Here is a 25,059-nt window from a genome sequence, read left to right as displayed (position 1 = left end):
GAGCTGTGATTCGAGCTTAACGGCTCGCAGGAGACACAAGCTGTGCCGTAGCCGCCAACCGGCAAAGCAGCGCGCCAAACGGCGCGCCACCACTGAAGTTTGAAGCAAATCGAAGATATAAGGAGACCTTTCACGCATGAGCGCCCCCGATACCGCCCGGCCCGCCGCCCGACTGCTGCTCGTCGACGACCACCCGCTCGTACGCGACGGCTTGCGGATGCGGCTCGAAGCGGCCGATCTGTCGGTGGTCGGCGAGGCCGGCAACGCGGACGAGGCGCTCGCGCTCGCCGCGTCGCTCGAACCCGATCTCGCGCTGATGGACGTCGGCATGAACGGCATGAACGGCATCACGCTCGCCGGCGTATTCCACGAGCGCTTTCCGGGCATTCGCGTGCTGATGCTGTCGATGCACGACAACATCGAGTACGTGACGCAGGCGGTGCGTGCCGGCGCGAGCGGCTATCTGCTGAAGGATTCGCCCGCGAGCGAGATCGTCCGCGCGATCGGCGCCGTGCTGGCCGGGCAGACGTTCTTCAGCGAAGGGCTGGCCGCGCGCATGATCCAGGCGAGCGCGACCGCGTCGCCGCTGGACCGGTTGACGCCGCGCGAGCGCGACATCCTCGACGCGCTGGCCGAGGGGCTGTCGAGCAAGCAGATCGCGCAACAGACGGGGCTGTCGGTGCGCACGGTCGAGACGCACCGGCTCAACCTGAAGCGCAAGCTGGAGATCGAAGGGCAGGCCGAGCTGATCAAGTTCGCGGTCGAGCATCGGCGGCGGTAGGCCCGCCTGTCGAACCGATCCGCCGCGACCCGCCCGCGCGCCTTCTCATTCCGGCTCCGGCCGTGAAGACGTCACGCACGACACGGCCGCTTGCTGCGCCTTTTCACGTCGCATCGTCAACATCAGCGCGATCACCATACTGAGGATTCCGGAACACAGGATCGCGAGCGAAAACCCGTGCGCCATCGCATCCCGATACGCGCCGAGCATGTCGGGCCGCCCGGCCGCGAGCACGTGCTCCATCACGGCCTGCCGCGCAAGCGTATCCGCGTGCGCACCGCCCGCCGCGTGCATCGCGGCCGTCATCCGGTGCAACGCGCCGACGCTCATCATGCTGCCGAGCACCGCGATGCCCAGGCTCATCCCGGTCTGGCGCAATGCGTTCATCGTCGCCGACGCCATGCCCGCGCGCTCGGCCGGCGCCAGTTCCATCACGGTCATGCCGGTCGCCGGCACCGCGAGCCCCATGCCGACGCCGAGCAGCGCCAGCACCACGCCGACCGCCGCGTAGGGGGTTGTCGCACCGAAGCCGGCCATGATCGCGAGCATCGTGCCGATCAGCCCGTACCCGGCCACCATCAGCGTATGCAGCGGCATGCGTGCCGCGATGCGCCCGAACAGCATCGACGTGATCGCCGTCATCACGAACTGCGGCATCAGTTGCCAGCCGGCCGCGGCGGGCGCACGACCCTGCGCCTGCTGCAGGAACAGCGACAGGAAGAACAGGCTGCTGTACCCGGAGAACCCGAGCACGAACGACGCGAGATTCGCGCGCACCAGCCGCCGGTCGCGAAACAGCCACACCGGCAGCAGCGGCCGCTCGACCCGCGTTTCGACCCGGACGAAGACGACGAACGCCACCGCGGCGCCCGCCAGCGGCGCCAGCACCTTCACCTGCGACACACCGGCTTGGCCGATGCCGATCAGCCCGTAGGTCAGCAACCCGAGCCACACCACGCTCAGCGCCTGCCCGAACGGATCGAACGCCGCATGCGCCGGATGCCGGCGCTCCGGAATGCCCCAGGCTCCGAGCAGCACGGCCACGATGCCGATCGGCACGTTGACGAGGAAGATGTCCTGCCATCCGCCATGCTCGACGAGCAGGCCGCCCAGCAGCGGCCCGAGGATCAGCGCGAGCGCACTGAACGCCGACCAGCCACCGATCACGCGGGCGCGTTCGCGCGCATCGGGAAACGCATGCGTGAGGATCGGCATCGCGCCGGGAATCAGCAACGCGCCGGCGAGCCCCTGGATCGCGCGGCCGGCCAGCAGCGGCCCGATCCGGCCCGCGCACGCACAGACGATCGAACCGGCCGTGAACAGGATCACGCTCGCGAGCCACACGCGCTTGTGACCGTAGCGGTCGCCGAGCGGGCCGGCCGACAGCATGAACGCGGACAGCGCGAGCGCGTACGCATTGACGACCCACTGCAGGCCGCCGATATCGGTATCGAGCGCCGTCTGCAGCGTCGGCAACGCGACGTTGACGATGCTGATGTCGAGCGTGGCGAGAAAGGTGCCGAGACAGGCGGCCAGGACGAGTGCGGCGCGACGGTAGCGAGACATGGCGGTCGACCCGCGACGGGTCCATTGATGAGAATGATTCTCATCTTACATATCGACTGACCGTCGGTCAATGGATCATGTTGGCCGTAAACGGGGGCGCTGGCCTAAACTGCGGGCTTTGCATGAACGGGCGTCGAGCCGCGCGATGACGGACAGGACCAAGGCAGGGATCAGGACAGTGAAAGACGACGCGCCGGCGGGCAAGCCGCGCACGAAGCCGGCGGAAGTCCGCCTCGAGGAGCTGATGGCCGCGGCCGAGACGCTGTTCCTCGCGCAGGGCGTCGAAGCGACCACCATCAGCGAGATCGTCGAGCACGCGCAGGTCGCGAAGGGCACGTTCTATCACTACTTCGAATCGAAGACCGACATGCTCGCGGCGCTCGCGCAGCGCTACACCGCGTCGTTCCTCGACCAGTTGCAGCAGGCGGTGGACACGTGCGACGCCGACGACTGGCTCGCGCGCCTGCGCGCATGGATCCGCGCCAGCATCGACATCTACGCCGCGACCTATCGCACGCACGACATCGTCTACACGAACCATCACCACCACGATCGCGAGAATGCCGACAAGAACGCGATCCTCGAGCAGCTCGGCGCGATTCTCGACGGCGGCGCCCGGGCCGGCACGTGGCGGCTCGCGCACCCGCAGGTCACCGCGCTGCTGATCTATGCCGGCGTGCACGGCGCGACCGATCACATCATCGCGGCGCCGCAAACGGATCGCGCCGCGTTCGTCGATGCGGTGGTCGACGATTGCCTGCGGATGCTCGGCGTCGGCGCATGACGCGCGGCCGACGCGCCGCGATGAAAAAAGGGCGCCCGAGGGCGCCCTTCGTCCATCCCGACCGCAGCCTTGCAGCGGTCGTCAGTTGGTCCGCGAATTGTGCTTCTGCAGATACGCGATCAGGCCGTCGATCCCGCCCGTCGCGAGCTGGCTCTTGAACTGGCCCTGGTAGACCTGGATCAGCCACGCACCCGACATGTCGATGTCGTAGATCTTCCAGTCGTTGCCGACCTTGCCGAGACGATAGCCGACCGACTGGCTGTCGCCCGGCGTCGTCACCGTCGACTGCACCAGCGCATCGGCGCCCGACGCGCCGCCGGCCTTGAACGAGAACTTCGCGTCCTGGCCGCCGAGCTGCGCGAGCGACGCGGCATAGGTGCGCGTCATCAGCAACCGGAACTGCTTGTACAGCTCCTGCTGCTGTTGCGGCGTGGCCTGCTTCCACGCGTCGCCGACCGCGATGCGGGTCGTGCGCTCGAAGTTGGTCGCGGGCAGGAAGCGCTGCTCGACGACCTGCGTGACCTTCGCCATGTCACCGCCGCGCGCGGCCGGATCGGCCTTCATCGCGTTGACGGTGCCCTCGACCGCCGTGCGGACGATATCGACCGGCGCGCTCTGCGCGAAAGCGGAAACCGACACGGCGGCCGCCGCGACGAAAGCAAACAGATGACGTTTCATACGAATTTCGCACTCGATGGAAAAAAACGGCCGGCTCTTTGCATCGGCCGGTGGAGCAAAGTATACCGGGCCTGACGCCCCGTTGCCGCCCGGTGACCGACTGTTACCTTTCAGCGCCGTTTGTCACAGGCGGCGCGGCGGCGTGGCGGCGCAGCGCCGCGTCGATTATGTAAATATCCCCATACAAATGGACCGGCCGCGCGATCCGATTCCAACGTCGCGAGCAAATATCCTTCCCGCCCCGAATCTCCCCAACGTCACGACCGTCGCCGCCCCGCGCCGGTATACTTGGCTACTTTGCCCTTGCCAGCCGCTCCCCACCGCCACATGGTGACATCTCTCATCGTCCGACTCGTTGCGTGGTCGGTGCGCCGCCCCGTCTGGGTCGTCGTCCTGTCGCTCGTCATCGCCGCCTTCAGCGGCGTCTACGTCGCGCAGCATTTCAAGATCAACACCGACATCAGCAAGCTCGTCGATGCGGAGCCGCAATGGGCCGCGCTCGGGCAAGCCGTCGACAAGGCGTTCCCGCAACGCAACGGCACGATCCTCGCGGTCGTCGAGGCGCCCGCGCCCGAATTCGCGACGGCCGCCGCGCACGCGCTGACCGAAGCGCTGCAGAAGGACGCCGCCGCCGGCCGCATCGGCCCCGTCGCCGAGCCGGGCGGCGGACCGTTCTTCGAGCACAACGGGCTGCTGTTCCTGTCGCCGCAGGACGTCACCGATACGACCGCGCAGCTCGCGAGCGCGCGCCCGCTCGTCAACGAACTCGCGAAGAACCCGAGCCTCACCGGGCTCGCCACCACGCTGTCCACCACGCTCGGCCAGCCGCTCCTGACCGGCCAGGTGAAGCTGCCCGCGATGGCGAAGCTGCTCGCGCGCAGCGCCGCGACGGTCGACGATGTGCTGGCCGGCAAGCCGGCCGCGTTCTCGTGGCGCGCGCTGGTCGACAACGATGCCGCGCGGCAGCCCGCGCGCGCGTTCGTCACCGTGCAGCCGGTGGTCAACTACGGCGCGCTGAAGGCCGGCGCGGCGACGAGCCAGGTGATCCGCGACGCGGCCCGGTCGCTCGACCTCGAAAAGCGCTACGGCGCGGCCGTGCGCCTGACCGGCGAACAGCCGCTCGCCGACGACGAATTCGCGTCGGTCGAAGACGGCGCCGCGCTCAACGGCGTGCTCACGCTGCTTGCCGTGCTCGTGATCCTGTGGCTCGCGCTGCGCTCGAAGCGGATGATCGGCTCGGTGCTCGTCACGCTGTTCGTCGGCCTCGTCGTGACGGCCGCGCTCGGCCTCGCGATGGTCGGCTCGCTGAACATGATCTCGGTCGCGTTCATGGTGCTGTTCGTCGGCCTCGGCGTCGATTTCTCGATCCAGTACGGCGTGAAGTACCGCGAGGAACGCTTCCGCGATTCGCGCATCGATCACGCGCTGATCGGCGCCGCGCACTCGATGGGCATGCCGCTCGCGCTGGCCACCGCGGCCGTCGCGGCGAGCTTCTTCTCGTTCATCCCCACCGCGTATCGCGGCGTGTCCGAGCTCGGGCTGATCGCGGGCGTCGGGATGTTCGTCGCGCTGCTGACCACGCTCACGCTGCTGCCCGCGCTGCTGCGCCTGTTCGCGCCGCCGGGCGAATCGAAGACGCCGGGCTTTCCGTGGCTCGCGCCGGTCGACGATTACCTCGATCGCCACCGCAAGCCGATCCTGATCGGCACGCTCGCGGTCGTGATCGGCGCGCTGCCACTGCTCGCGTTCCTGCATTTCGACTTCAACCCGCTGCACCTGAAAGATCCGAACAGCGAATCGATGGCGACGCTGCTCGCGCTGAAGGATTCGCCGGAAGCCGCCGTCAACGACGTCACGCTGCTCGCGCCGTCGCTCGCGCAAGCCGATGCGGCCGCGAAGCGCCTCGACGCGCTGCCCGAAGTCGGCCGCACGACCACGCTGTCGACCTTCATCCCCGCCGACCAGCCGGCCAAGCGCGCGGCGATCGCCGCGGCCGCGAGCGAGCTGCTGCCCGCGCTGACGCAGCCGGCCGCGCCGCCCGCGACCGACGCGCAACGCGTGGCCGCGCTCAAGCGCGTGTCGGATCTGCTGAGCTATGCAGCCGAAGATCACCCCGGCCCGGGCGCCGCCGCCGCGCAGCACCTGTCCGCGTCGCTCGCGAAGCTCGCCGCCGCCGACAGCGCGACGCGCGACCGTGCCGAACGCGCGTTCTCCGATACGCTACGCATCGCGCTCGACCAGCTCGCTTCGCTGCTGCAGCCGCAGGACATCACGCGCGAATCGCTGCCGCCGCAAGTCGTGCGCGACTGGGTCGCGCCGGACGGCCACGCGCTCGTGCAGATCTCGCCGAAGGTGCCGATGGGCGTCGACCCGAACGACGACACGATGCTGCGCCGTTTCGCCAAGGCCGTGAAGGCCGCGGAACCGGGCGCGACCGGCGGGCCGATCTCGATCCTGCATTCGGCCGACACGATCATCAACGCGTTCCTGCATGCGGCGCTTTGGTCGATCATCTCGATCACGATCCTGCTGTGGGTCACGTTGCGCCGCTTCGGCGACGTGCTGCGCACGCTGGTGCCGCTGCTCGTGTCGGGCATCGTGACGCTCGAGATGTGCGTCGTGCTCGGCATGTCGCTGAACTTCGCGAACATCATCGCGCTGCCGCTGATGCTCGGCGTCGGCGTCGCGTTCAAGGTGTATTTCGTGATGGCGTGGCGCGCGGGACAGACGGGGCTGCTGCATTCGAGCCTCACGCATGCCGTGCTGTTCAGCGCCGCGACGACGGCGACCGCCTTCGGCAGCCTGTGGCTGTCGCATCATCCGGGCACGTCGAGCATGGGCAAGCTGCTCGCGCTGGCCCTGACCTGTACGCTGATCGGCGCCGTGGTGTTCCAGCCCGTCCTGATGGGCAAACCGCGCGTCAAACGCGCCAAGAACCAATCGCAAGGAATCAATGAATAAGGTGCGAATCATTGCGGCGACCGTCGCCGCCAGCGCGATGCTGACCGGCTGCGCGACGGGACCGAACCGCAATCCCAACGACCCGCTCGAGCCGATGAACCGGGCGATGTACAAGTTCAACGACACGGTCGACACGAACATCGCCCAGCCGATCGCGAAGGGCTACCAGAAAGTCACGCCGACGCCAGTACGCACCGCGATCAGCAACTTCTTCTCGAACCTCGGCGATCTCGGCAACATGGCGAACAACCTGCTGCAGTTGCGCATCACCGATGCGACGCAGGATCTGATGCGCGTGGCGATGAACTCGGTGTTCGGCGTCGCCGGCCTGATCGACATCGCGACGCCGGCCGGGCTGCCGAAGCATCACCAGGATTTCGGGCTGACGATGGCGCGCTGGGGCATGCCGTCCGGCCCGTATCTCGTGCTGCCCGTGTTCGGGCCGAGCACGATCCGCGACGGCGTCGGCCGCGCGGTGGACGTGCGCTTCAACCTGCTGAACTACATCGAGCCGGCCGCGCGCAATCCGATGTACATCGCGCAGTTCATCAGCGCGCGTTCGGACCTGCTCGGCGCGACCGACCTGCTGAAGCAGGCCGCGCTCGATCCGTATTCGTTCGTGCGCGACGCGTACCTGCAGCAGCGCAAGTCGCTGACGTACCACGGCCAGTCGGCATCGGCCGCGGCGCCGAACTACGCGGAGCCGGGTGAAGCCGGTGCGGTGCCGGCGGCTACGCCGACCATGCCAGGCGGCTTGCCGAACTACGAGGATCCGGGCGAGTCGGGCGGCGCATCGGGCGCCACGCCGAGCAACGCGCCGGCCGCGCCGGGATTGCCGCAGTACGACGATCCGGGTGCGGATAGTGCGATGCCCGCGAGCGCGCCGGCGGCTGCATCGGCCCCGGCATCGTCGGGCGCCACGACGGCGCCGGCCGCCAACGGCGCGCCGATCGCGCCGGCGATGCCGACGCTGCCCGCGAGCAATCCGGCCGCGCAGTAACGCCACCACGGCGACCGCGCAAGAACAAAGCGCGCTGCATCATGCAGCGCGCTTTTTTTGTCTGCGCAAAACGCGAAGAGGGGAGAAAAAGCGGCGCGCGCCGCTCAAACGATCCGCATCGCGCCCGCCCGCTCGAACGCGTGGCGCGCCTGGATCAGCGTCGTGCGCGCCGCGCGCGCATCGCTGGCGACCTGCAGCAGCGGGCCGAGCTGCGACGGCTGCTTCAGCAGTTCGCGCAGGATCGGCAGGATCGCCGTGCTGCCGTCGTCGCGCAGGCCGGCCGTCGCCGCACGCGGCAGCGTGCGCCACGCCGGATCGACGATCGCGCGGCACACCGCGAACGGCACGCCGCGCGCGGCCGCGAAGGCCGCCGCGATGTGCGACTCCATGTCGACGGCCAGCGCGCCCTTCGCGTGATGCAGCGACGCCTTGTCCTGTTCGCTGACGACCGGCGCGCCGACGGCCGCCATCGTGCCGCGCGTGACGCGCGCCCACACCGGCGTGTCTTGCAGCGCGGCGACGAGCCGCGCGCTCCAGCCCGCATCGGTCACCACGCGGCCGAACGGCCCGTCGATCGCGTTCGCGATCACGAGCGCACCGGGCGCGAGATCGGGCGCGAGGCCGCCCGCCGTGCCGAAGCTCACGATACCCGCGCAACCGTGCGCGGTCGCATCGGCGAGCGCGCGCTCGAGCCGGTCGGCCCGCGCGGCGAACACCGCCTCGACGCCGTCACCGCGTGCGATGCGCGCCTCGAACGCCATCCCCGTCACCGCGATGACGGGCAATGCGCCGTTGTGCTGCGTCGTCGCCACGCGTTACATCCCGACCGTCACGCGCGTCGCGTTCGCGCGCTTCAGGTTGCGGTAGCGCGCGAGCGCCCACAGCGGGAAGAACTTGCGATAGCCGTGGTAGCGCAGGTAGAACACGCGCGGGAAGCCCGTCGCGGTGAAGCGCGTCTCGTCCCACAGGCCTTCTTCGTTCTGCTGGGCAACCAGGTAGTCGACGCCGCGCGCCACGGCCGGGTTGTTCACTTCGCCGGCCGCCATCAGGCCGAGCAGCGCCCAGGCCGTCTGCGACGCCGTGCTCGGCGCCTGCTCGTAACCGCGGTAGTTCAGCTTGTAGCTGTCGCCGTCCTCGCCCCAGCCGCCGTCCTTGTTCTGGATCGACAGCAGCCACTGCGCACCGCGCTTCATGCGCGGATCGTCCGGCGTCAGGCCGGCCGCGTTCAGCGAGCACAGCGCGGTCCACGTGCCGTACACGTAGTTCATCCCCCAGCGGCCGTACCAGCTGCCGTCCGGCTCCTGTTCCTTCAGCATGTAGTCGAGCGCGCGGCGGGCCGGCTCGCTGTTCAGCGGCGTCTCGCCGAGCTGCGACAGCATCGACAGGCAACGCCCCGACACGTCGGCCGTCGGCGGATCGAGCAGCGCGCCGTGATCGGAGAACGGAATGTTGTTCAGGTAGTACTGCGTGTTTTCCGGTTCGAACGCGCCCCAGCCGCCGTCGCTGCTCTGCATGCCGACGACCCATTCGCGCGCCCGCGCCATCGATTCGCGATACGTGTCCGATTGCGTGAGCTTTTGCGCGCGATCCATCGCCATCACGACCACGGCCGTATCGTCGACGTCCGGGTAGTGCGCGTTCGCGTACTGGAACGCCCAGCCGCCGGGCCGCACGTTCGGGCGGCGCGAGATCCAGTCGCCGCGCACGTCGAGAATCTGCAGCGGGCGCAGCCATTCGAGGCCGCGCAGCACGGCTTCCTGCGCACGCGCATCGCCGGTTTCGAGCAGCGCATGCGCGGCGAGCGACGTGTCCCACACCGGCGACAGGCACGGCTGGCAATACGCTTCATCGTCGTGCACGACGAGCAGCTTCTCGACCGACTTGCGCGCGATCGCGCGGTTCGGATGATCTTCCGCATAGCCGAGCGCGGCGTACATCATCACCGAGTTGGCCATCGCCGGATAGATCGCACCGAGGCCGTCCTCGCCGTTCAGGCGCTCGTCGACGAACGACACGGCCTGGCGGATCGCGCGTTCGCGCGTGTAGCTCGGGAACAGCCCGTCGACCGCGCGCAGCGCATGGTCGACCACGCGGAAGAACGCGAACCAGCCCGGGCTCTGATGCCCCTGGCGCGGCAGCAGCCCGGCGTTGACCGGCGGGTCGATGAACAGCTCGTCGATGCGCACGCCGCGCGGGTTCTTCGCAAGCGGTCGCTTCGCGTTCAGCACGAGCAGCGGCACGATCACGGTGCGCGCCCAGTACGACACCTTCGACAGGTGGAACGGGAACCACTGCGGCAGCAGCATGATCTCGACCGGCATCATCGGCACCGCGCGCCACGGAATCGCACCGTACAGCGCGAGCTGGATGCGCGTGAACACGTTCGACATCTCGGCGCCGCCCATCGCGTGGATCGCGCGGCGCGCGCGCTGCATGTGCTCGGCATTCTCATCGTCGCCGATCACCTTCAGCGCGAAGTAGGCCTTCACGCTCGCGCTGATGTTCGGCGCACCGTCGGTGAACAGCGGCCAGCCGCCGTCGGCCTGCTGGATGCGGCGCAGATACTTGCCGATCTTCTGTTCGAGCTCGAGGTTCGGCGTCTCGCCAAGATAGTGGACGAGCAGCACGTATTCGGCGGGAATCGTCGAATCCGCCTCGAGTTCGTAGACCCAGTGGCCGTCCACTTGCTGCGCGGCCAGCAGCGCGTCGGTCGCCCGCGCGACGGCCGCGTCGACGCCGGCCGGCACGGCGCCGGCGGACAAGGTAGCCATTTCGGTGAGATCGTTCATCGGTCCCTCTCTTTATTGCGTCTGGAGCACGTCCGCGGCCAGCTGGCCGGAACGGATCGCGCCCTCGATCGTGGCGGGCAAGCCGGTGGCAATCCAGTCGCCCGCCAGTACAAGATTGGTCCAGCGCGTACGCACGGCCGGACGTTTCATTTCCTGCGACGGCACCGCCGCAAAGCCCGCGCGCGGCTCGACGACGAGCTGCCACGCGGGGATGGTTTCCGGGTTCGCGCCGGTCACGCGCGCGACGTCTTCCCAGATGCGCCGCGCGAGCGTGTCGCGCGGCATGTCGAGCCAGCGGCCCGCATCGCGGATCGTCGCCGCGAGCTGGCCGTCGCCGCTCCGCACCGCATCGACGACGCCGTTGACGACGGTCGTCTGCAGCGGATGGCCGGCCGACGCTTCAACCGCGAAATACGCGGTCACGACCGCGCTGAACGTGTCGGGCGCGGCGAGTTCCGGCACGAGCGGCTGCGCGACCTCGGGCGGCACGGCCAGCACGACCGCGTCGCCCGGCGCGAGATCGATGCGCTCGCCGCCGATCGACACCGCATCGACCGCATTGCCGTGCGCGCCGAACTCGAACGCGTCGAGCCGCGAATTCAGGCGGATCTGCGCGCCGCCGTACTGCAGCATCCGCAGCGCCGGTTCGACGAACGCGCTGCCGAGCCCGCGGCGCGCGACGCGCGGACGGCAACCGAGGCCGCCCGCGGCGAACGTGCCGCACAGCGCGGCGCGCGCGAGCTCGGCGCTCGCGTGGCGCGGCTCGATATTCAGTACCCCGAGGAAGTACGGCCGCAGCCAGCGATCCCACAGCACGCCGTCGCATCGCATCGTCTGCGCGAGCGAGCGGCCCGTGCGGGCGAGCGCGAGCGGCGCAAGCGCGAGGTAGTCGAGCGGCGTCGTGCCCGGCGCGCGCGACGCGGCATCGAACAGCCACGACGGCCAGCGGCCGTTGCCGAAGCGCAGCGTCCAGCGCTGTTGCGACGCGATGTCCATCACCGGGAATTCAGCCAGCGCGGGCCCGGCGAGCTGATCGGCCGCGCCGATCGCGCGCAGGTAGCGCTGCGTCGCCGGCTGTCCCGCGAAAACCGTGTGCAGCCCGCTGTCGAGCGTCGTGTTCAGCGTCCCGTCGAACCACGACCGGCAGCGGCCGCCGGCGTGCGCATGCGCATCGTGCAGCACGATGCGCCGCCCGCGCCGTTGCAGCTCGACCGCGGCCGACAAGCCCGCGAGTCCTGCGCCGATCACATGGACGGTTCTGGGCATCGCGTCGGTCGACTCAGAACAGCGCGTAGCGCGCGGCGATCATCAGCATGCGCGCCTTCGGCTTGCGCAGCGGGGCGCGCGGCGCGGCAAAGCCGCGTGCGATCGCGGCCTCGAGAATGCAGCGATACGCGCCCGACATGATGCGCGGCGCCTTCACCTGCGCACGCGGGCAGGTATCCATCACCGCGTCGGCCTGGCGGAAATGCTCGAGCGCGCGCTCGACGAGCGTCGCGCACACGCGCGGCAGCGCCGGATCGCGCACGATCGTCGCCGGATCGGTGATCGCGATGCCTTCGCGCGCGAGCAGTTCGCGCGGCAGGTAGCAGCGGTTGATCGCCGCGTCGTCGTCGATGTCGCGCAGGATGTTCGTCAGTTGCAGCGCGCGGCCGAGGTGGTGCGACAGCGTGATCCCTTCGGCTTCCGGCATCCCGAAAATCCTCACCGACAGCCGGCCGGCCGCGCTCGCGACGCGGTCGCAGAAGAGGTCGAGCGTCGGCTCGTCGGGCGCGCAGATGTCTTCCGCCGCGTCCATCGCCATCCCGTCGATCATCGCGTGGAAATCGTCGCGCTGCAGGTTGAAAGCGCGGATCTCGCGATCGAGCGCGGCCAGGTGACGCGGCGGGCGGCCGGCGAAGCATGCGTCGATGTCCGCGCGCCAGCGATCGAGGCCCGCGTTGCGCTCGGCGCGCGGCAGGTCGCTGTCGGCGATGTCGTCGACCGCGCGGCAAAACGCGTAGACCTGGAACATCGCATCGCGCTGCACGGCCGGCAGGATGCGCATCGCCAGATAGAAAGAACTGCCCGATGTGACGGCAGCGGCGTCGGTTTCTTGTTCGTCCACGACGGAATGGGAAACGGCCAAGACGAGCTCCACGGAGACACCCACGCGGGGCGATTGAAGAAGCCATGCCCGGCTGGGATGGTCAGGGCGTCGAATGCGTGCGAGATATGCGAACGATCGACGCAGACAGGCACAAATTACCGGCCGGAAGCCGGAATTGGCCGAAAGTATAGCAATCTTTGAAGTTCGATGGCGGACACGCGCCCTGTGCAATCTTTGAAGTTCGATGGCGGACACGCGCCCTGTCTGGCGGGGCCTTCAGCGCTGTCGGGAGGCCCGCACAGCCGGCCTTGGCGAACCGGCGCCGCGCGGTGCGTCAGCCGTAGACGATGTCGCGCTGCAGATCGAGCGCGATGAGTCCCATTTCGCGCGTGAGCTGCAGCATCGAGCGGCGCTCGAGGCGCGAGCCCATGAAGCTCGTCACGCGGCCGTCGGGCTCGGCGGTGAACTGGAAAACCGCGCCGCCGGTGCCGAACCACGCGCCCGGCACGTCGGGCGATTCCTGCCAGTCGATCTGCTCGAACACGCGCGCGATGCCCGCCCGCACCAGATCGCCCGGGCCGATCGGCGGCGCGATGTCGCCCAGGTCGTCGAGCGAATAGGGGCCGGGTTTGTTCGGCTTCCGATAGAAGAGATAGTCGACGTTCATGGGGCGCAATCGCAGGTAAAGCAACAAATTAGCGCGCTTCGGCACAAATTCAAATCGGATCCCGACGAAATGTGGCCTGCGCGACACAAAGGGACGGATCGTTGCCGGCATCGAAACGCGCCGCGCGATCGCGTCTCGATGCCGGCCGGTTCGTCTAAGATGACACCTTTCCCGCAAAAATACGGACACCATGGAGACGCACGACACCGCCACCCCGCAGGCCGATCATCCCGTTTTCGTGCTCGTGCACGGCGCGTGGCATGGCGCGTGGTGCTACGCCCACGTCGCGGCCGCGCTGGCCGCGCGCGGTTACCTGTCGATCGCGCGCGACCTGCCCGCGCACGGCATCCATGCCCGCTTTCCCGCGTCGTATCTCGCCCGGCCGCTCGACCAGGACGCGTTCGGCGCCGAGCCGTCGCCGGTCGCGAACACCACGCTCGACGAATACGCGACGCAGGTGATGCAGGCCGTCGACGACGCGTACGCGCTCGGCCGCGGCAAGGTCGTGCTGGTCGGGCACAGCATGGGCGGCCTCGCGATCACGGCGGCCGCCGAACGCGCGCCGGAGAAGATCGCGAAGATCGTCTATCTCGCGGCGTTCATGCCCGCGTCGGGCGTGCCGGGCCTCGACTACGTGCGCGCGCCGGAAAACCAGGGCGAGCTGCTCGGCCCGCTGATGCTCGCGAGCCCGCGTGTGGCCGGTGCGCTGCGCTTCGATCCGCACAGCGGCGACGCCGCATATCGCGAACTGATGAAGCGCGCGCTGTACGAAGACGTGCCGCAGGCCGATTTCGATGCGGTCGCGAACCTGATGAGCTGCGACGTGCCGGCCGCGCCGTTCGCGACCGCGATCCCGACGACCGCCGCCCGTTGGGGCGCGCTCGACCGTCACTACATCAAGTGCCTGCAGGATCGCGTGATCCTGCCCGCGCTGCAGCAGCGCTTCATCGACGAAGCCGACGCGTTCGCACCCGGCAACCCGACCCACGTGCACCAGCTCGACAGCAGCCACTCGCCGTTCGTGTCGCAGCCGGCCGTGCTGGCCGGCGTGCTCGCCGACATCGCGAAGGGTTGAGCAGGGCGGGCGCGGCCGGTCACGCGTACGCGACCGACCGATCGCGCCCGAGCCGCTTCGCGCGATAGAGCGCGGCGTCGGCCTCGTTGACGAGCACGTCGCAGGTCAGCGCGCCGGCTTTCGCGCACGCGCCGCCGACGCTCGCCGTGACCGGCACGCTGACGCCCTCGGCGTCGACCGGCAGGCTGCCGATCGCGTCGCGCACCTTGTCGGCCACCCGCATCGCCTCGTCGAGATTCGTGCACGGCAGCAGCAGCGCGAATTCCTCGCCGCCGAACCGGCCGAACGTATCCTGTCCGCGCACGATCGACGCGACGCGGCGCGCGGTTTCGCGCAGCACGGCGTCGCCCGCCGCATGCCCGAAGCGGTCGTTGATCGTCTTGAAGTGGTCGAGATCGAACAGCAGCACCGACAGGTCGCCGCCGTAGCGCTGCCAGCGCGCGAATTCGTCGCCGAGCCGCGCCTCGAAGAAGCGCCGGTTCGCGATGCCGGTCAGCCCGTCGCGATTCGCGTGTTCGCGCAGCTTCGCGACCGCTTCCTCGCGCTCCCGTTGCATCACGCTCACATGCGTGACGTCCGAGATCGTCACGCACACGGCCTCGACGTCGCGGCCGCGCGTGAGCGGCATGAACGTGCAGTCCTGCTGCATGTAGTCGACGCCGCCCGTGATCGGCCGGTCGTGCTCGAAGCGAAACAGGTAGGGCCGCTGCTCCCACGAACTGAACGCGAAGCTGCCGAGCTGGAACACGCTCTCGAGCTTGCGCGACAGCCACGCGTGCGGCAGGTCCGGAAAGCAGTCGAACAGGTTGCGGCCGATCACGTCGGCGGCCGGGATGCCGCTGTGGTCCTGCATGAAGCGATTCCACATCAGGACGGTCATCGAACGGTCGAGCACGAACAGGCCGAAGCCGACCCGCTCGATCACGAGGTCGCTCAGCGACGGGGCGGCGGCCGTCATAGCGCGGACAGCAACGCGTCGAGCGCGTCGCCCATCAGCCGGATCGAATCCTCGGCCATCAGCATCACGAAATGCGCGCGGAACGTGTGGTCCTCGAGCCCGAAGTTCACCTCCAGCAGCAGCGCGACGCTCCACCCGAGCTCGTTCGGCTGGAACACGTCGTCGAACGACACGTTCGCGCCGAGCAGACCCGGCGGAAAGAACACGGGCTTGCGGCCGAGTTCGTCGAGGATCGACGCGACGCACGCGCCCATCAGCACGTTGGCGACGTCGAACACGAGCTCGTCCGGCGTCGCCATCCCGCCGTACACGCCGTCGCCGAACGTGCGGTCGACGACCGACATGAGCCGCGCGACGCCCGCCGTGCGGCACAGCACGATCGCCTCGCCCTTGATGTCGGAACGGAAGCCCTGGCGCACGGCGGTCACGTTGTCGTGGATGCCCGTCATCTCGCGCAGCGCGTCGCCCGCGTCGGCCGCTTTCACGACGCGCACGCGCGGCACCGACAGCTCGATGAAATGCCCGAGCAGCAACGCCAGCCGCGCGGCGGCGCGGCCCATTGCAAGGTTGGCGATCTCCTGCAACGCGTCGCGTTGCTCCGCCGTGAACACCGATTCAGGCATACAACCCATACTCCTTGAGAATGGGCAGCAATGCCTCCGACGTCACGGGCTTGGCAACGAATGCGATCGCGCCCAATTCACGCACGCGTGCTTGCGCCTGCGGCTGGATATCGGCGGATACCACGATCACGAACGTGTTCAGATCTTCGTGGCGCAGTGTTTCCAGGACCTGATATCCGCTCATGTCGGGCATCGTCAGGTCCAGAAACATCACGGAAGCTTTGCCGTCACGATAGAGCGCCAAGGCCTCGCGACCATTCGCTGCATACGCGACGTCAACGTCCCAGTCTCCCGGCAGCGCCTTTGTCAGAAGTTTGCGAGCGAGCAGCGAATCGTCGGCAATTACAATCGGCAAAGGCATGGGGCGATGCGGTATACGGAATGGTCTCTCTCGCGTTAACGACCGCGCGGCGCACTTCTTTAGTGCCATGCGTTTCGGGCGCGGGCAACCGCCTTGCGGCCGCGCACGGGCGCCGCGACGCAGATGCGCGCGACGCACCGCGCGGCATCGCCGGCGGGCGCATATATCTGTCATAGGGAAAGCAAGGCGCGATTCTCGGAGTAAACCGGAGGCGATGCAACTCGCCATTTTCACCATTTCGAACAGAATCGATCCGATCGCGGGCCATTCCGAAAACAGCCGCGACCATTTTCGAGATAAGCACGCAAAATTTTTCCTTGTGTACGTTTGCGCTGCCGGATTCGTCGCGTTTTCAATCTGACGGTTTACCGCTGTCACATACGACGGGATGACGCCCGTACGGCGCCGCGCGGCGGGCCGTCCGGCAACAGGAAAAAACGATGGAAAGCGTCGATCTCGATGTACTGAAATCCAGCGCGCGCTGGCTCGAAGAAGGGCGCCGCGTGCTGCTCGTGACGGTCGTGAAGACGTGGGGCTCGTCGCCGCGCCCCGAAGGCGCGATGCTCGCGGTGCGCGAGGACGGCCTGGTGGTCGGCTCCGTGTCCGGCGGATGCATCGAGGACGACCTGATCGCCCGCGTGCATGCGAGCGGCATCGCGGCCGATGCGCGCCCGGAAGCGCTCAAGTACGGCGTGACCGCCGAGGAAGCGCACCGCTTCGGGCTGCCTTGCGGCGGCACGATCCAGCTAGTGCTCGAACCGCTCACGCGCGACAGCGGGATCGCCGCACTGTGCGCGGAAGTCGAGGCCGGCCGCCTCGTCACGCGCACGATGACGCTCGCGACCGGCCGCGCGTCGCTGTCGCCCGCGCAGGCGACCGACGGGCTCGCGTTCGACGGCGAACGCCTCGTGACGATCCACGGGCCGCGCTACCGGATGCTCGTGATCGGCGCCGGCCAGTTGTCGCGCTATCTGTGCCAGATCGCGGTCGGGCTCGACTACCAGGTGACGGTCTGCGATCCGCGCGACGAATACACGGATGCGTGGGACGTGCCGGGCACGCGCGTCGTGCACACGATGCCCGACGATACGGTGCTCGACATGAAGCTCGATGCGCGTTCGGCGGTGATCGCGCTCACGCACGACCCGAAGCTCGACGATCTCGCGCTGATGGAGGCGCTGAAGACGCCCGCGTTCTACGTGGGCGCGCTCGGCTCGCGGCGCAACAACGCGGCGCGGCGCGAGCGCCTGCGCGAATTCGATCTGAACGAAGTGGAACTGGCCCGGCTGCACGGGCCGGCCGGCATCTACATCGGCAGCCGGACGCCGCCGGAAATCGCGATCTCGATCCTCGCCGAGATCACCGCCGCGAAGAACAACGTGTCGCTGCCGACGATCCTGCAGGTCGAAGGCGCGAAGGCCGCGCGCGAAATCGCGGCGAACAGCGGCGCGGCCTGCGGCCTCTGACCCGCGGCGGCGGCGGGCGATCACGCCCGCCGGCCGCTACCCCGGCGCGACCCGCGCTCAGGTCAGGCCGGCGGCCAGCGCCGCGGCAACCGAACCGACCACCAGCACGACGCCGACCGTGCGGCGCTTGTTCAGCTCGGTCCACAGCAGCACGCCGGTCAGCGACAGCAGGATCAGCGAGCCCGCGATCGTATCCATCAGCAGCACCCAGCCCAGATTCATCCCGACACCGCGATGCAGGTTGTTCAGCGTCGTCAGGAACGTGTTGCCGGTGCGCTTCACCGACACGTAGCCGTTGCCGACCCAATACTCGGCCTGCAGGTTCTGGTGCGGCCCGAACACGCCGAATTGCCAGTGCTCGGGCTGCATCACGCGCTTGTCGCCCCATGCGACGGCCTGCGCGGGCTCCTTGCGCATGCGGCCCGGCTTGCCGTCGAACTGCAGCTCCTGCTGCAGCCACTTCGTCATCGCGGCGGGCGTCTTCGGCACCGGATCGGGCAGCGCGATCTGCATCTCCTCGACCTGCGGCTCGCCGGTCGAAATCTTCAGCGGCGGCGCGCGATGGTTCAGCAGCATGCCGGTCACGCCGAACAGCAGCCCGAGCACCGCGCCCCACAGCCCGACCCAGCCGTGCACCTTGCGCAGCCACTTGATGAAGGTCGCACGGCGCGAGCGCTGGCGGCGCGCGGCCAGTTCGTCGTCGCTCAGCGGGCGGCCCGGCGGGTGCAGCACGGTGACGCCGGCGCGCGGCATGCCCGTCTTGGGCGGGTCGATCGTTTCGGGCGCGTTCACGCGAAAGTATCCATTCGTTCAAAACGACGGGCGGCGCGCAGGGAGTGCGCGCCGCCCGGGCAGCATGAAAATGAGAATGGATATCATTACATAAATCGACCGCCGGCTCAATCCATACGCATACGAAGCGACAAGGCCGGGGGCGCGCGAGAACGAGAAGGAAAGGCGTGCGTTGCCTTGCGATGACGATCGATCGACGGCAGATACCGACAGAATGATCCCGCAAGCATCGGACAGCATTTCGTAATAAGCCGCCCGTCGGCAGGCCTTTCAGCGCAACGGCGGCAGCGGGAAACGCGGCGCGGCGTCATCCGGCGCGGGTTCGGCGCGATCGAGCGCGTACAGCCACGCGAGCAGGTCAGCGACCGCCTGATAAAGCTGCGGCGGAATCCGGTCGTCGAGATCAACCTGCATCAGCAGCGACACCATCTCCGGCGCCGTATGCACGTACAGCCCCGCATCGTGCGCGCGCGCGACGATCATCTCGGCGAGCACGCCGTAGCCCTTCGCGACCACGCGCGGCGCCGCATCGCCGCCTTTCGGGTCGTAGACGAGCGCGGCCGCACGCTTGCGGGGCGTCGTGCTCATGGCAGCGCCTCGTCATCGTCGCCCGGCACCCGCACGTCGGCGCCGCCGGCCGCGCCGCGCGCATACGCGGCGGCGGCGGCCTGCGCGGCGAACAGGTCGAAGCCGTCCGGCCCGTCGTCGACCGCACGGATCGACAGCCCGCCCACCTTGAGCCCCGAGCCTTCGAGCCGCTGCCGCAGCGCGGCTTCGTTACGCGTGAGACGGTCGGCGCCCGTCTGGTTCGCGCGCAGCCGCGCGACGAGTTGCGCGCCGTTCAGCACCAGGTCGGCATCGACCGTGCCGAGCGACGGCAGCGTCAGCGTCAGGCGCGTGCGCCACGCGATGCCGTCGCCCGCGTCGTCGTCCCCGCCGCCGCGCGGCGCACGGTGGCCGGGCTCGTCGGGTTCGATCGTCCAGTCAAGCCGCGCGCCGGGCCACGCCTCGCCGGTCCAGCGAAACTGGTCGGTCGCGAGCGCGTCGAGCTGTTGCCGAACGAGCGGCACGGCGGCCGGATGCACGGTCGCGAGCGGCGGCTGCGGATCGGACGACGCGGCGGCCAGCTCGGCACGCGCGGGCGTCCAGCGCGCATCGGCGTGCGCAGCCAGCGGATCCGCCGGGTCGGACGGCAGCGACGCGCCCTGCCGGGCCGCCGCAGGTGCGGGCTGCGCGGGGTCGCGCGCAGGTGCGCCGCCCTGCGCCGGCGGTTGCGCGCTTGCCCGCGCGGCGGCCGGCAGCGGCGGGCGCTGCGCGAGCAGTTCATCGAGCACGTCGGGCGATGCGTGCGGGACGGCTTCCGGGTCGACCGGCGCGAGCGCGGTCGCGAGGCGTGCCTGCGGCTCCCGCATCAGCGCCGCGAGCGGACGCTGGCCGGCCAGCCACTGTGCGAGATGGGATTCGTAGAACAGGCCGCTTTCGCTCACGGCCTGCGCGAGCGCCGCACGCAGCGCCGCGACCGGCGGCGGCGCGAGCGCATCGCGCGCGGCCGCGGCGGACGACGCTTGAGCCGAAGCCGGCGTGGCAGGCGCGGCGGGACCGGACGCCGCCGGCGCACGCGCCGGCACGGGCGTATCGCTGAGCAGCACGGCGGGATCGGCCAGCAGCGGCAGCCGGCCGACGATGGCCGGTGTCGCATCGCCGCCCGAGCGCGAGATCGCGTCGAGCACGCGCCCGACCTCGGACAGCGCGGTCTGCGTGGAAGCCGGCGGCGCGGCGGGCGGGCTGCCGGCCGGCGGCGCGGACGATGCGCCGGCGCCCGGCGTGCCGACCTGCGCGGTGGCGCCGCCGCCGGCGGGCGCCGAAACGGTGCCGGTCAGCAGGCTGTCGAGGCGGCTCGCCAGCAGCGCGGCCGCAACGGAGTCGATACCGGTCATGATCGGAGCCTGCTTATATCAGCCACATTGTTGCGAATCCGGGCACGGCACGCCGGTGCCGCCCGCGGGAACAGCGCGCGCCGCGTGCGGCACCGGGCCGGACGCTTCGCGCCCGTCTCCCGGAACCCGGCCCTACCCGCGCGCGCGGTAGAGATCGGTCAATACCTGGGTCGAGCGCCGCGCCTCGAACAGCGCGGACAGCCGCGCGACGTCCGGGCTCGCGAGATCGCGGATCGCGGCGTCGTCGGCCAGGATGCGGCGGATCAGGTCGAGCTTGCGGCCGAGATCCGATTCGTCGAGCGCGACGCCCGGATCGGCCTCCTTCAACCCGTCGACAAGCTGCATGAATTCGGCCTGCAACCCCGGCAACGCGCTCCAGTCGGCGCCGCGCGCGGCGCACAGCATCCGGCCCGACACGGCGGCGAGCGCCTCGTAACGCGCGAAGTATTCGGCCTTGTGATTCATCGTGATGCTTCCGCTACCTGTTGCGCGGCCATCCGCGCGACTTCCGGGGCGATGCCCGTCCATGCTTCCTCGAGCGTCGCGAGCAAGCCGTCGACCTCGACCAGCATCGCGTCGCTCGCCTGCGCGTTCGCTTCCAGCAGGCGCCGGCCGATATACGCGTACAGCGCATTGAGCCGGTCGGCGATCTCGCCGCCCGCGTCGCGGTTCAGCGACGCCTGCAGGCCGCTCTCGACGATCCGGATCGCCTTGCCGATCGCCTCGCCGCGCCCGGCCACGTTGTCCTGCTGCAGATGCATGCGCGCCAGCGCGATCGCCTGCCGCGCGCCCTGGTACAGCATCGCGATCAGCCGGTGCGGGGAGGCGCCCATCACCCCGGTCTCGACGCCGACACGCGCGTACGCACTGGCTCCAGCGTGTCCTGGGGAAAACATGCGCTTCTCCTTGTTATTGCCTGCTATACGGGAGCCGCCGCCGTGCGTTGCACGGCGCGGCCTTCACCGGAGTTATCGGAAGGGATTTGAAAAGCTTTAGGTGCGCGGGGGGCCGCCGGCGAGCCTGCGATGCCGGCTCGCCGGACTCGTTCGGCAGGCCCTGAACCGTCCGCGGATGTCCCCGGATGGCCGTCCCCGGATGGCCGTCCCCTCACACCGACATCTGCATGATGTCGTTGTAAGCGCTCACTAGCTTGTTGCGGACCTGAAGCCCGAACTGGAAGCCGATATTGGCTTTCTGCATGTCGACCATCACGTCGTTCAGCGAGATGTTCGGCGCGCCGACCTCGAACGCCTTCGCCTCGCCGAGCGCGTGCTGCTGGTCGCCGCTGATCTTGTCGAGCGATGCCTTCATCGCGCTCGCGAACGTGCCGGCCGTCGCCGCGCCCGAGCCGGCCAGCGCCGCCGTCGGGCTCGCGACGCCGCCGGACGCCTGCGCGGCCATCGACTGCATCTGTTGCAACACCGAACCGATTCCGCTGACGTTCGCAGTCATGCTGTCCCCAGACATAGAGAAGAGACCCGGACGCACCGGGCGACCCGCCGGCGCCGCACCACGCGCACCATGCCGGATCGCGAAAAAGGATAGCAGCGCGGCGCGCGTCAAAGCCGCGAAAGTACGGGGGAAACCCCGCTCTTTTCGGTCGATCGGAGTGCGCCCCCGGTCACGATAATCGCATCGTGTCATTGTCCGCCCGCTCGTCCGAGCGAGCTCAGTCGTCCCGCTCCGGAGAAACTCGACGCATGGATTCGCAGGCCAACTCGCTGATCAACCCAGACGCCCGCGCGGGCCTCAGCCCGGCGCCCGGCGCCCGGCGCCGCCGCGGCCGCCGCGTTGCCGGGCGCGGGTGGCGCAGGCGCGGACTTCGGGCTGGGCGGCTTCGCGGAACGCATTCCCGGCATCTCGCGGATGAAGGGCAACCCGAAGCTGCCGTTCGTGATCGCCGTCGCGTTCGCGATCGCCGCGATCACCGCGCTCGTGCTGTGGAGCCGCGCGCCCGACTACCGCGTGCTGTACAGCAACCTGTCGGACCGCGACGGCGGCGCGATCATCGCCGCGCTCCAGCAGGCAAACGTTCCCTACAAGTTCGCCGATGCCGGCGGCGCGATCCTCGTGCCGTCGAACCAGGTGCACGAGACGCGCCTGAAGCTCGCCGCGATGGGGCTGCCGAAGGGCGGCTCGGTCGGCTTCGAGCTGATGGACAACCAGAAATTCGGCATCAGCCAGTTCGCCGAGCAGATCAACTACCAGCGCGCGCTCGAAGGCGAGCTGCAGCGCACCATCGAATCGATCAACGCCGTGCGCGGCGCGCGCGTGCATCTCGCGATCCCGAAGCCGTCGGTGTTCGTGCGCGACAAGGAAGCGCCGAGCGCGTCGGTGTTCGTCGACCTCTACCCGGGCCGCGTGCTCGACGAGGGCCAGGTGCAGGCGATCACGCGGATGGTGTCGTCCGGCGTGCCCGACATGCCGGCCAAGAACGTGACGATCGTCGACCAGGACGGCAACCTGCTGACCCAGACCGCGTCCGCTTCCGGCCTCGACGCGAGCCAGCTCAAGTATGTGCAGCAGGTCGAGCACAACACGCAGAAGCGCATCGACGCGATCCTCGCGCCGATCTTCGGCGCCGGCAACGCGCGCTCGCAGGTCAGCGCCGATCTCGATTTCTCGAAGATCGAGCAGACGTCGGAAAGCTACGGCCCGAACGGCACGCCGCAGCAAGCCGCGATCCGCAGCCAGCAGACCAGCAGCGCGACCGAGCTCGCGCAGGGCGGCGCGTCGGGCGTGCCGGGCGCGCTGTCGAACACGCCGCCGCAGCCGGCCTCCGCGCCGATCGTCGCCGGCAACGGCCAGAACGCGCCGCAGACCACGCCGGTCAGCGACCGCAAGGACCAGACGACCAACTACGAGCTCGACAAGACGATCCGCCATACCGAACAGCCGATGGGCAGCGTGAAGCGGCTGTCGGTCGCGGTCGTCGTCAACTACCAGCCGGTCGCCGACGCGAAGGGCCACGTGACGATGCAGCCGCTGCCGCCCGCGAAGCTCGCGCAGGTCGAGCAGCTCGTGAAGGACGCGATGGGCTACGACGAGAAGCGCGGCGACTCGGTGAACGTCGTGAACAGCGCGTTCTCGACCGTGAGCGACCCGTACGCCGACCTGCCGTGGTGGCGCCAGCCCGACATGATCGCGATGGCGAAGGAAGCCGCGAAGTGGCTCGGCATCGCGGCGGCCGCGGCGGCGCTGTACTTCATGTTCGTGCGCCCGGCGATGCGCCGCGCGTTCCCGCCGCCCGAGCCGGCCGCGCCGGCGCTCGCGGCGCCGGAAGACGCGGTCGCGCTCGACGGCCTGCCAGCGCCGGACAAGGCGGCGGAGGAACCGGACCCGCTGCTGCTCGGCTTCGAAAACGAGAAGAACCGCTACGAACGCAACCTCGACTACGCGCGCACGATCGCCCGCCAGGATCCGAAGATCGTCGCCACCGTCGTGAAGAACTGGGTGTCCGATGAACGCTGAAGGCTTGACCAAGAGCGCGCTGCTGCTGATGTCGATCGGCGAGGAAGAGGCCGCGCAGGTATTCAAGTTCCTCGCGCCGCGCGAGGTCCAGAAGATCGGCGCCGCGATGGCCGCGCTGAAGAACGTCACGCGCGAGCAGGTCGAGGACGTGCTGCAGGACTTCGTGAAGGAAGCCGAGCAGCACACCGCGCTGTCGCTCGATTCGAGCGAGTACATCCGCTCGGTGCTGACGAAGGCGCTCGGCGAGGACAAGGCCGGCGTGCTGATCGACCGCATCCTGCAGGGCAGCGACACGAGCGGCATCGAGGGCCTGAAGTGGATGGATTCGGGCGCGGTGGCCGAGCTGATCAAGAACGAGCATCCGCAGATCATCGCGACGATCCTCGTGCACCTCGACCGCGACCAGGCCTCGGAGATCGCGTCGTGCTTCACCGAACGGCTGCGTAACGACGTGCTGCTGCGGATCGCGACGCTCGACGGCATCCAGCCGGCCGCGCTGCGCGAACTCGACGACGTGCTGACGGGCCTGCTGTCCGGCAGCGACAACCTGAAGCGCAGCCCGATGGGCGGCATCCGCACCGCGGCCGAGATCCTGAACTTCATGACGAGCGTGCACGAGGAAGGCGTGCTCGAAAGCGTGCGCCAGTACGACGCCGATCTCGCGCAGAAGATCATCGACCAGATGTTCGTGTTCGAGAACCTGCTCGACCTCGAGGACCGCGCGATCCAGATGGTGCTCAAGGAAGTCGAGTCGGAAACGCTGATCGTCGCGCTGAAGGGCGCGCCGCCCGCGTTGCGCCAGAAGTTCCTCGCGAACATGTCGCAGCGCGCGGCCGAACTGCTCGCCGAGGATCTCGACGCGCGCGGCCCGGTGCGTGTGTCCGAAGTCGAGACGCAGCAGCGCCGCATCCTGCAGATCGTGCGCAACCTCGCCGAGAGCGGCCAGATCGCGATCGGCGGCAAGGCGGAAGACGCGTATGTCTGATTCGGCGAGCGATCGCGTGGGCACCCTCACCGCGTACCAGCGGTGGGAGATGGCGTCGTTCGACCCGCCGCCGCCC

General features: G+C 69.3%; 23 protein-coding genes and 2 pseudogenes. 9 read left to right on the top strand and 16 right to left on the bottom strand.

Features of this window, described 5'->3' with window-relative positions; genetic code table 11:
• The first annotated feature begins 136 nt into the window (after nucleotides 1–136).
• Nucleotides 137–781, top strand: a complete 645-nt coding sequence (locus tag H0X91_RS32815; RefSeq protein ID WP_006485936.1) for a response regulator — start codon at nucleotides 137–139, stop codon at nucleotides 779–781.
• A 45-nt stretch (nucleotides 782–826) separates the two neighbouring features.
• Here H0X91_RS32815 and H0X91_RS32810 read toward each other — a convergent pair whose 3' ends face one another.
• Nucleotides 827–2,347 carry an MFS transporter gene (locus tag H0X91_RS32810; protein ID WP_062910156.1) on the bottom strand — a complete coding sequence of 507 codons (1,521 nt, stop codon included), beginning with the start codon at nucleotides 2,345–2,347 and terminating at the stop codon, nucleotides 827–829.
• A gap of 145 nt (nucleotides 2,348–2,492) precedes the next feature.
• Between H0X91_RS32810 and H0X91_RS32805 the strand changes: the two genes are divergently transcribed.
• A complete protein-coding gene (locus tag H0X91_RS32805; RefSeq protein WP_034203114.1) occupies nucleotides 2,493–3,131 on the top strand; it encodes a TetR/AcrR family transcriptional regulator in 639 nt (212 codons plus the stop codon).
• A gap of 81 nt (nucleotides 3,132–3,212) precedes the next feature.
• Here the strand turns inward: H0X91_RS32805 and H0X91_RS32800 are convergent, their stop codons facing one another.
• Complete coding sequence (locus H0X91_RS32800) at nucleotides 3,213–3,809, bottom strand: MlaC/ttg2D family ABC transporter substrate-binding protein (RefSeq protein ID WP_006485934.1); 597 nt, start codon at nucleotides 3,807–3,809, stop codon at nucleotides 3,213–3,215.
• Nucleotides 3,810–4,136: 327 nt separating this feature from the next.
• On the opposite strand from H0X91_RS32800, the gene H0X91_RS32795 reads away from it, so the two are divergent.
• Nucleotides 4,137–6,770: an MMPL family transporter gene (locus H0X91_RS32795; RefSeq protein WP_196433702.1), complete on the top strand. Its 2,634-nt coding sequence runs from the start codon at nucleotides 4,137–4,139 to the stop codon at nucleotides 6,768–6,770.
• Nucleotides 6,763–7,770, top strand: a complete 1,008-nt coding sequence (locus tag H0X91_RS32790; protein WP_012493653.1) for an MlaA family lipoprotein — start codon at nucleotides 6,763–6,765, stop codon at nucleotides 7,768–7,770. Before H0X91_RS32795 ends, H0X91_RS32790 begins: the two co-directional genes overlap by 8 nt.
• Before the next feature lie 104 nt (nucleotides 7,771–7,874).
• Here H0X91_RS32790 and H0X91_RS32785 read toward each other — a convergent pair whose 3' ends face one another.
• From H0X91_RS32785 to H0X91_RS32765, 5 genes are all read right to left on the bottom strand, one after another.
• Entirely contained in the window at nucleotides 7,875–8,582 is a 708-nt protein-coding gene (locus H0X91_RS32785; protein WP_006494145.1) for a phosphorylase, read from the bottom strand.
• A 3-nt stretch (nucleotides 8,583–8,585) separates the two neighbouring features.
• A complete protein-coding gene (shc, locus tag H0X91_RS32780) occupies nucleotides 8,586–10,559 on the bottom strand; it encodes a squalene--hopene cyclase (RefSeq protein WP_196433701.1) in 1,974 nt (657 codons plus the stop codon).
• A gap of 12 nt (nucleotides 10,560–10,571) precedes the next feature.
• Nucleotides 10,572–11,825 carry a hydroxysqualene dehydroxylase HpnE gene (gene hpnE / locus H0X91_RS32775; protein ID WP_058902453.1) on the bottom strand — a complete coding sequence of 418 codons (1,254 nt, stop codon included), beginning with the start codon at nucleotides 11,823–11,825 and terminating at the stop codon, nucleotides 10,572–10,574.
• A 13-nt stretch (nucleotides 11,826–11,838) separates the two neighbouring features.
• Nucleotides 11,839–12,687, bottom strand: a complete 849-nt coding sequence (gene hpnD, locus H0X91_RS32770; RefSeq protein ID WP_006485179.1) for a presqualene diphosphate synthase HpnD — start codon at nucleotides 12,685–12,687, stop codon at nucleotides 11,839–11,841.
• A 295-nt stretch (nucleotides 12,688–12,982) separates the two neighbouring features.
• On the bottom strand, nucleotides 12,983–13,315 hold the full coding sequence (locus H0X91_RS32765) for a hypothetical protein (RefSeq protein WP_006480205.1): 333 nt from the start codon (nucleotides 13,313–13,315) through the stop codon (nucleotides 12,983–12,985).
• Between the two features lie 190 nt (nucleotides 13,316–13,505).
• On the opposite strand from H0X91_RS32765, the gene H0X91_RS32760 reads away from it, so the two are divergent.
• Nucleotides 13,506–14,390, top strand: a complete 885-nt coding sequence (locus tag H0X91_RS32760; protein ID WP_196433700.1) for an alpha/beta fold hydrolase — start codon at nucleotides 13,506–13,508, stop codon at nucleotides 14,388–14,390.
• Between the two features lie 19 nt (nucleotides 14,391–14,409).
• Here H0X91_RS32760 and H0X91_RS32755 read toward each other — a convergent pair whose 3' ends face one another.
• The 3 genes from H0X91_RS32755 to H0X91_RS32745 are packed head-to-tail and all read right to left on the bottom strand — an operon-like array spanning nucleotide 14,410 to nucleotide 16,332.
• Complete coding sequence (locus H0X91_RS32755) at nucleotides 14,410–15,348, bottom strand: GGDEF domain-containing protein (RefSeq protein WP_006485173.1); 939 nt, start codon at nucleotides 15,346–15,348, stop codon at nucleotides 14,410–14,412.
• Nucleotides 15,345–15,971, bottom strand: coding sequence for a chemotaxis protein CheC (locus tag H0X91_RS32750; protein WP_006496234.1), 627 nt, complete (start codon nucleotides 15,969–15,971; stop codon nucleotides 15,345–15,347). Before H0X91_RS32750 ends, H0X91_RS32755 begins: the two co-directional genes overlap by 4 nt.
• On the bottom strand, nucleotides 15,964–16,332 hold the full coding sequence (locus H0X91_RS32745) for a response regulator (protein ID WP_011548759.1): 369 nt from the start codon (nucleotides 16,330–16,332) through the stop codon (nucleotides 15,964–15,966). Before H0X91_RS32745 ends, H0X91_RS32750 begins: the two co-directional genes overlap by 8 nt.
• Nucleotides 16,333–16,772: 440 nt before the next feature.
• Between H0X91_RS32745 and H0X91_RS32740 the strand changes: the two genes are divergently transcribed.
• Nucleotides 16,773–17,798, top strand: a complete 1,026-nt coding sequence (locus H0X91_RS32740) for an XdhC family protein (protein ID WP_006482029.1) — start codon at nucleotides 16,773–16,775, stop codon at nucleotides 17,796–17,798.
• Between the two features lie 57 nt (nucleotides 17,799–17,855).
• Here H0X91_RS32740 and H0X91_RS32735 read toward each other — a convergent pair whose 3' ends face one another.
• The 6 genes from H0X91_RS32735 to fliE form a co-directional block, all read right to left on the bottom strand.
• Nucleotides 17,856–18,590, bottom strand: a complete 735-nt coding sequence (locus H0X91_RS32735; protein WP_196433699.1) for a PepSY-associated TM helix domain-containing protein — start codon at nucleotides 18,588–18,590, stop codon at nucleotides 17,856–17,858.
• A 270-nt stretch (nucleotides 18,591–18,860) separates the two neighbouring features.
• Entirely contained in the window at nucleotides 18,861–19,178 is a 318-nt protein-coding gene (locus H0X91_RS32730; protein ID WP_077055846.1) for an EscU/YscU/HrcU family type III secretion system export apparatus switch protein, read from the bottom strand.
• Nucleotides 19,175–20,527: a flagellar hook-length control protein FliK gene (fliK, locus tag H0X91_RS32725; RefSeq protein ID WP_196433698.1), complete on the bottom strand. Its 1,353-nt coding sequence runs from the start codon at nucleotides 20,525–20,527 to the stop codon at nucleotides 19,175–19,177. The genes H0X91_RS32730 and fliK overlap by 4 nt, the downstream gene beginning before the upstream one ends.
• A gap of 132 nt (nucleotides 20,528–20,659) precedes the next feature.
• Nucleotides 20,660–20,992, bottom strand: a complete 333-nt coding sequence (locus H0X91_RS32720; protein WP_006486993.1) for a flagellar protein FliT — start codon at nucleotides 20,990–20,992, stop codon at nucleotides 20,660–20,662.
• Nucleotides 20,989–21,423, bottom strand: a complete 435-nt coding sequence (gene fliS, locus H0X91_RS32715; protein WP_006486995.1) for a flagellar export chaperone FliS — start codon at nucleotides 21,421–21,423, stop codon at nucleotides 20,989–20,991. Before fliS ends, H0X91_RS32720 begins: the two co-directional genes overlap by 4 nt.
• A gap of 211 nt (nucleotides 21,424–21,634) precedes the next feature.
• On the bottom strand, nucleotides 21,635–21,979 hold the full coding sequence (gene fliE, locus H0X91_RS32710) for a flagellar hook-basal body complex protein FliE (protein WP_006486991.1): 345 nt from the start codon (nucleotides 21,977–21,979) through the stop codon (nucleotides 21,635–21,637).
• Nucleotides 21,980–22,227: 248 nt separating this feature from the next.
• Here fliE and fliF point away from each other — a divergent pair.
• The 3 genes and pseudogenes from fliF to H0X91_RS32695 form a co-directional block, all read left to right on the top strand.
• Nucleotides 22,228–23,998, top strand: a pseudogene (gene fliF, locus H0X91_RS32705) (flagellar basal-body MS-ring/collar protein FliF).
• Nucleotides 23,988–24,983: a flagellar motor switch protein FliG gene (fliG, locus tag H0X91_RS32700; protein ID WP_006484813.1), complete on the top strand. Its 996-nt coding sequence runs from the start codon at nucleotides 23,988–23,990 to the stop codon at nucleotides 24,981–24,983. Before fliF ends, fliG begins: the two are co-directional and overlap by 11 nt.
• Nucleotides 24,976–25,059, top strand: a pseudogene (locus H0X91_RS32695) (flagellar assembly protein FliH); the annotation flags it as partial. The gene fliG and the pseudogene H0X91_RS32695, both read left to right, overlap by 8 nt.

Origin of the sequence: Burkholderia sp. 9777_1386 (genome assembly GCF_015712265.1) — a bacterium.
Classification (GTDB): domain Bacteria; phylum Pseudomonadota; class Gammaproteobacteria; order Burkholderiales; family Burkholderiaceae; genus Burkholderia; species Burkholderia cenocepacia.
This window is presented reverse-complemented; position numbering and strand designations above follow the sequence as displayed.

Excerpts from the sequence above, each read along its gene's own strand:
- H0X91_RS32815 (WP_006485936.1), top strand. The coding sequence starts at position 137 with ATGAGCGCCCCCGATACCGCCCGGCCCGCCGCCCGACTGCTGCTCGTC.
- H0X91_RS32810 (WP_062910156.1), bottom strand. The coding sequence starts at position 2,347 with ATGTCTCGCTACCGTCGCGCCGCACTCGTCCTGGCCGCCTGTCTCGGC.
- H0X91_RS32805 (WP_034203114.1), top strand. The coding sequence starts at position 2,493 with ATGACGGACAGGACCAAGGCAGGGATCAGGACAGTGAAAGACGACGCG.
- H0X91_RS32800 (WP_006485934.1), bottom strand. The coding sequence starts at position 3,809 with ATGAAACGTCATCTGTTTGCTTTCGTCGCGGCGGCCGCCGTGTCGGTT.
- H0X91_RS32795 (WP_196433702.1), top strand. The coding sequence starts at position 4,137 with ATGGTGACATCTCTCATCGTCCGACTCGTTGCGTGGTCGGTGCGCCGC.
- H0X91_RS32790 (WP_012493653.1), top strand. The coding sequence starts at position 6,763 with ATGAATAAGGTGCGAATCATTGCGGCGACCGTCGCCGCCAGCGCGATG.
- shc (WP_196433701.1), bottom strand. The coding sequence starts at position 10,559 with ATGAACGATCTCACCGAAATGGCTACCTTGTCCGCCGGCGCCGTGCCG.
- hpnE (WP_058902453.1), bottom strand. The coding sequence starts at position 11,825 with ATGCCCAGAACCGTCCATGTGATCGGCGCAGGACTCGCGGGCTTGTCG.
- H0X91_RS32765 (WP_006480205.1), bottom strand. The coding sequence starts at position 13,315 with ATGAACGTCGACTATCTCTTCTATCGGAAGCCGAACAAACCCGGCCCC.
- H0X91_RS32760 (WP_196433700.1), top strand. The coding sequence starts at position 13,506 with ATGGAGACGCACGACACCGCCACCCCGCAGGCCGATCATCCCGTTTTC.
- H0X91_RS32755 (WP_006485173.1), bottom strand. The coding sequence starts at position 15,348 with ATGACGGCCGCCGCCCCGTCGCTGAGCGACCTCGTGATCGAGCGGGTC.
- H0X91_RS32750 (WP_006496234.1), bottom strand. The coding sequence starts at position 15,971 with ATGCCTGAATCGGTGTTCACGGCGGAGCAACGCGACGCGTTGCAGGAG.
- H0X91_RS32745 (WP_011548759.1), bottom strand. The coding sequence starts at position 16,332 with ATGCCTTTGCCGATTGTAATTGCCGACGATTCGCTGCTCGCTCGCAAA.
- H0X91_RS32740 (WP_006482029.1), top strand. The coding sequence starts at position 16,773 with ATGGAAAGCGTCGATCTCGATGTACTGAAATCCAGCGCGCGCTGGCTC.
- H0X91_RS32730 (WP_077055846.1), bottom strand. The coding sequence starts at position 19,178 with ATGAGCACGACGCCCCGCAAGCGTGCGGCCGCGCTCGTCTACGACCCG.
- fliK (WP_196433698.1), bottom strand. The coding sequence starts at position 20,527 with ATGACCGGTATCGACTCCGTTGCGGCCGCGCTGCTGGCGAGCCGCCTC.
- H0X91_RS32720 (WP_006486993.1), bottom strand. The coding sequence starts at position 20,992 with ATGAATCACAAGGCCGAATACTTCGCGCGTTACGAGGCGCTCGCCGCC.
- fliS (WP_006486995.1), bottom strand. The coding sequence starts at position 21,423 with ATGTTTTCCCCAGGACACGCTGGAGCCAGTGCGTACGCGCGTGTCGGC.
- fliE (WP_006486991.1), bottom strand. The coding sequence starts at position 21,979 with ATGACTGCGAACGTCAGCGGAATCGGTTCGGTGTTGCAACAGATGCAG.
- fliG (WP_006484813.1), top strand. The coding sequence starts at position 23,988 with ATGAACGCTGAAGGCTTGACCAAGAGCGCGCTGCTGCTGATGTCGATC.